This window comes from Leisingera sp. S232 (genome assembly GCF_049800895.1).
In the GTDB taxonomy this organism is placed as follows: Bacteria; Pseudomonadota; Alphaproteobacteria; order Rhodobacterales; family Rhodobacteraceae; genus Leisingera.
In genome coordinates, this window is the sequence record NZ_JBNAFX010000066.1 from 1 (window position 1) to 4,495 (window position 4,495).

General features: G+C 60.6%; 4 protein-coding genes and 3 pseudogenes. 4 read left to right on the top strand and 3 right to left on the bottom strand.

The window, feature by feature from the left end; genetic code table 11:
* From ACP151_RS20935 to tnpC (ACP151_RS20945), 3 genes and pseudogenes are all read left to right on the top strand, one after another.
* Window positions 1-292: pseudogene (locus ACP151_RS20935) on the top strand (IS66 family transposase); the annotation flags it as partial.
* A 186-nt stretch (window positions 293-478) separates the two neighbouring features.
* Window positions 479-796 (top strand): IS66 family transposase, encoded by a 318-nt coding sequence (locus ACP151_RS20940; RefSeq protein WP_424980748.1) that lies wholly within the window; start codon window positions 479-481, stop codon window positions 794-796.
* Window positions 797-996: 200 nt separating this feature from the next.
* Window positions 997-1,545: an IS66 family transposase gene (gene tnpC, locus ACP151_RS20945; RefSeq protein ID WP_424980749.1), complete on the top strand. Its 549-nt coding sequence runs from the start codon at window positions 997-999 to the stop codon at window positions 1,543-1,545.
* A 69-nt stretch (window positions 1,546-1,614) separates the two neighbouring features.
* On the opposite strand, the gene ACP151_RS20950 is transcribed toward tnpC (ACP151_RS20945), so the two are convergent.
* Window positions 1,615-2,193, bottom strand: a complete 579-nt coding sequence (locus tag ACP151_RS20950; RefSeq protein WP_424980750.1) for a plasmid pRiA4b ORF-3 family protein — start codon at window positions 2,191-2,193, stop codon at window positions 1,615-1,617.
* Window positions 2,162-2,746: pseudogene (tnpC, locus tag ACP151_RS20955) on the bottom strand (IS66 family transposase); the annotation flags it as partial. The pseudogene tnpC (ACP151_RS20955) and the gene ACP151_RS20950, both read right to left, overlap by 32 nt.
* A gap of 81 nt (window positions 2,747-2,827) precedes the next feature.
* Here tnpC (ACP151_RS20955) and ACP151_RS20960 point away from each other — a divergent pair.
* The gene (locus ACP151_RS20960) at window positions 2,828-3,823 is read left to right on the top strand and encodes an IS110 family transposase (RefSeq protein WP_424980751.1); all 996 of its coding nucleotides are present in this window, start codon (window positions 2,828-2,830) and stop codon (window positions 3,821-3,823) included.
* A gap of 303 nt (window positions 3,824-4,126) precedes the next feature.
* Here the strand turns inward: ACP151_RS20960 and ACP151_RS20965 are convergent.
* Window positions 4,127-4,495 (bottom strand): annotated as a pseudogene (locus tag ACP151_RS20965) (IS66 family transposase); the annotation flags it as partial.

Consider the following 4,495-nt stretch of genomic DNA (forward strand, 5'->3'; position numbering starts at 1 on the left):
TAACCGGCACCGGTTCGGATCAAAATCGGAAAGTCTGGATCAGCTTCAACTCCGTCTGGAGGAAGACGAAACAGCGGCAGCGCAGGTTGCCGGCGAAGATGTTCCTGACGGAGATGCAGAGGGACAGAAGGCCAAACCCAAGCGCAAACCGCTGCCGCCCGAACTGCCCCGGATTGATCAGGTTCTGACGCCCGGCGAAGCCTGCACATGCGGCGGCAAGCTGCGGACCATTGCCGAAGATGTGACGGAAGAGCTGGAATATGTGCCCGGCCGCGTTCGCCATTGTGCTTGAACCAATGGCGCATCAATGGCTCACTGGTGAACCGTATTGTCCGCCCGCGCATGGCCTGCCGGGACTGCGACCGTATCGTTCAATCTGCGCTGCCATCCATTGCCCGGCAGGCGAATTGTCTTGCAATTCTGCCGGGAGGGGCGCCCGATTGAGCGCGGCCGTCCTGGGCCCGGCCTTTTGGCCCATGTGCTGGTCGGAAAATATGCAGACCACTGCCCTCTGTACCGGCAATCGCAAATCTACGGACGGGACGGGGTTGATTTGGACCGTTCCACCCTGGCGGATTGGGTTGGCCGCTCTGCCGCACTGTTGGAACCCTTGGCTGATGCCATCGGCCGTCATGTGCGCGCTGGCCAGGCCATCTTTGCGGATGACACCCCGATCAAAATGCAGGCCAAAGGCAAATGTGCCACGGCCCGCGTATGGGCCTATGTCCGTGATGAACGTCCTTGGGGCGGAGCTGATCCGCCTGCCGCCTGCCGCCTGGTACCGGTTCACCTCTAACCGCAAAGGCAAGCATCCCTCAGCGCATCTGGCCTGCTACAACGGCTGGATGCATGCCCCCTCCCGGGACATTGCTGCGCAATGCCCTGCCGGGCAGTGGATGGCTATACCGGCTTCAATAACCTGTACCGCTCTGGCGCTGTCAGCGAAGTTGCCTGCCTTCTCGGCAGCATGCTTCGCATGCGCCTGCCAGGTAAGACATGGCGCATATCCGTCGCAAGTTCGTCGATGTGTTCCAATCGCAGGGGCTGGCCGTGGCCGAAGAGGCGATCCGCCGGATTGCTGAGCTATACGCCGTGGAAAAGGACGCCCGCGGATTGCCGCCGCAAGGGCGCGTCCAACTGCGCCAATCCAGGTCAAAGCCGCTGCTCGATGATCTGGAGGCCTGGCTGGCCGCACAACTGGCTCGCATTCCGGGCAAATCCGAACTGGCCAAAGCGATCCGCTATGCCCTGACGCGGATGGCGAAACTGCGCCCCTATCTGGATCATGGCATCCTGGAGCTCGACAACAATTCCGCAGAGCGGGCGATGAAGCCAATTGCCATAGGCCGCAAGAATTACCTTTTTGTCGGCTCCGAAGGCGGCGGGAAAGCTGCTGCCATTGCCTATACTTTGATCGAAACCGCCAAGATGAACGGGGTAGATCCCCAAGCGTGGCTCACCTGGGTTTTGGCACAGATCGCGGATCATAAGATCACACGTCTGAACGAGCTCATGCCCTGGCGCTACGCTGCTGCCGCAGCGTAGCAGGCAACGCCGGATCTGTACCAGTTCGGCTTGGCTGGACGGTCACGCGGTGCTTTGACCCCACGTTGATCAGGTGATGCGTTTCTTTTTCGGCTTCCAGCGTTTGGCAAGCTTGTGGACATCGAGGCGGAGTTCGTCGCTGTCGGGGACGTTTGGGTCGAAGTCGCTGCTGCACCCGGTTTTCAGATCTGCATGTTCGGGGTGCTTCGGATCGCTCATGGCTTCGAGGAACTCTTCGTAACCGGGTGCGCCGCCAACGTCCTCTGGCGGACAGCGGCCTGCGATATTTGTCAGACGCGGATAGAGTTCGCCGGGAATGGGGTCACTGATTTTGCCGATCTTGATGGTGTGGTCCCAACTGTCGCCGAAGTCGTAGAGATAGTTGATCGTGCGAGCGCCAGTGTCTTCGATGACCTCGGCCAAGGTGGTCTTGTTGGCGGGCAGATCATCACCGCCGAAGTCCGGGTCTGGCAGCCCCCATGTCGCGCCGCCCGCCTCGAACATGTAGAGATGTGAGTTGGTCCAGCCCATGGCGGCCTGGATGGTCAGGTGCAGGCGGTCCAGACGAATGTCGACAGGCACCTGCAAGGTGCGCATGACAGCGGGTTCGATATATTCAATCGTGATCTTCAATTCGATGATGCTCATGGCTCTGCCCCCCAGTCAATCCTTTGTAATTCCAAGGCAAGAGGGCGTCGATATCAGATTGCTTGTGGTCTTGCGCGATGGCGGTGAGTGTCGCGGTCAACCAGGCGTGAGGATCGGCACCGTTGAGTTTGCAGGTCTCGATCAGTGACGCGATCATGGCCCATTTCTGCGCGCCCGCATCGTGACCGGCAAAGAGCGCGCTCTTGCGGCTGAGGGCAATCGGGCGGATTCTCCGCTCCACGGCGTTGCTGTCCATCTCGATCCGGCCATCTTTGAGGAACAGGATCAGACCGGCCCGGTATTTGGTGATGTATTTCAGGGCCTCACCGATTGGGGATTTGGCCGACACGCGGGCGCGGCTGGCCGTGAGCCAGCCCTCAAATGCCTCGATGATCGGCTTTGAGCGTTCCTGCCGTGCTGCACGGCGCGCGTTTGGGCTCAGGCCACGGATGTCCTTTTCAATGCGATAGAGCTTGCCGATCTGCTTGAGCCCCTCATCGGCAATTGGCGTTGGACCGGTCTGAGACACCTCGTGCAGTTTGCGGCGTACGTGATGGCATGGATGCCCCCTCTCGCCCAACCGGCAACCGTTGGTGCAGGTTGAGAGGACTGATTGCGAGAGAGGAGATTGAAAATGACTGAACCAATCGCCCTTGTCGGGCTGGACATCGCCAAGTCCATTTTCCAGGTTCACGCGGCCGATCGGAAAGGCAAGCCGGTCTTGCGTCGCAAGCTCAAGCGCGACGAAGTCGAGCCGTTCTTCAAAGAACTGCCCTGTTTTCAGATCGGCCTGGAAGCCTGTCCGGGCAGTCACTACTGGGCTCGGACACTTCGGCGCCACGGTCATGAGGTAAGATTGTTGCCCGCGCAATATGTCCGGCCCTATGTGAAGACGAACAAGAACGATGTGGCGGATGCAGAGGCCATTTGCGAGGCAATGACCAGGCCCACGATGCGCTTCGTTCCGATCAAGGAGGAAGACCAACAGGAGATCCTGGTGCTGCACCGGGTTCGCGAGATGCTCATGCGCCAGCGGACCCAGCTGATCAACGGGATCCGCGGTCATCTCACGGAGTTCGGCATTGTCGGACCGCAGCGGGCGCACCGGGGGCAGCTCCTGGTCGATGTCATTCGTGATGAGAACGACGGCCGCTTGCCGGGGGCTGCGCGGCAAGTATTGCTCTATTTGGTGGAGCAACTCGAGCAGGTTGCTAAGAAGCTCGAGGCGATCGACAAGGAGCTCGTCCTTCTTGCCCGTGAGAACGAGATCTGCCGCAGGCTCATGACAATCCCGGGCGTAGGGGGTGTCATTGCGACGGCAATGGTTGCCGCGACGCGAGACCCATCTGACGTCAAGTCGGGCCGACATTTTGCTGCCTGGCTCGGTCTGGTTCCCCGGCAGCATTCGACCGGCGGTGTAGAGCGCATGGGCGGGATCAGCAAACGTGGCAACGGGTATTTGCGCCGCCTGCTGATCCACGGCAGCCGGTCGATCATGCGTTGGCGCAGCAAGACCTGGGTTTGGCTCGCCAAACTACGAGCCAGGCGCCCTGCCAATGTAGCGACGGTCGCCTTTGCCAACAAGACGGCCCGCGTGATCTGGGCGATGATGAAGTTTGGCGGTGTCTAGGGCACTCCGATGCGCCAAGCGGTTTGATGATGAGACAATACGAGGATTGCTGACGGCTGTCGGCAAGCCACCGCAGATGCGAGGGACTTTCTGAACGAGATGGCACGACCGGGCGGACCGGGGTCGGCTGAACCCGTTGGGCGCATCGAGCTCCGAGCTCGCGCTGCGTGATTGGGGCCCGACTCGCGGATTAACCATCAAGGTCGGCGGTGCGGGGCGCATCGCCATGACAGGCTGGATAGATGACCGCAGTCCCGGTGCGTGACTGAGAACAGAAAAACCTTGCAAGAGCGGGGGCATCCATAGATGCGCCCAGCAATAGGCAAGCTGTACGTCCTGGGCCGGCCGTTTCAGCAGTCGGTTGTAGCCTGCATAGCCATCGACCTGCAGGATGCCATCAAAACCATCCAGGATTTTCTCAGCATATTGGCCAGAACGCCCCGGCGCATAGGTGAAGGCCACACCGGGTGGGTCGCCACCGCCCCATGGCCTATCCTCACGCGCCAAGGCCCAAAAGTAGCCCATCTTCGTTCTGCGCCTCCCGGGGTCGAGCACCGGCGCGGTGGTCTCAGTCATGAAGAGCTTGGTCGACCGTTTCAGGTTTGCTAACAGCGCGTCATAGACAGGCATGAGCTCAAAAGCGGCCCGGCCAACCCAGGTGGCCAGCGTCGC

Excerpts from the sequence above, each read along its gene's own strand:
- tnpC (WP_424980749.1), top strand. The coding sequence starts at position 997 with ATGGCGCATATCCGTCGCAAGTTCGTCGATGTGTTCCAATCGCAGGGG.
- ACP151_RS20950 (WP_424980750.1), bottom strand. The coding sequence starts at position 2,193 with ATGAGCATCATCGAATTGAAGATCACGATTGAATATATCGAACCCGCT.
- ACP151_RS20960 (WP_424980751.1), top strand. The coding sequence starts at position 2,828 with ATGACTGAACCAATCGCCCTTGTCGGGCTGGACATCGCCAAGTCCATT.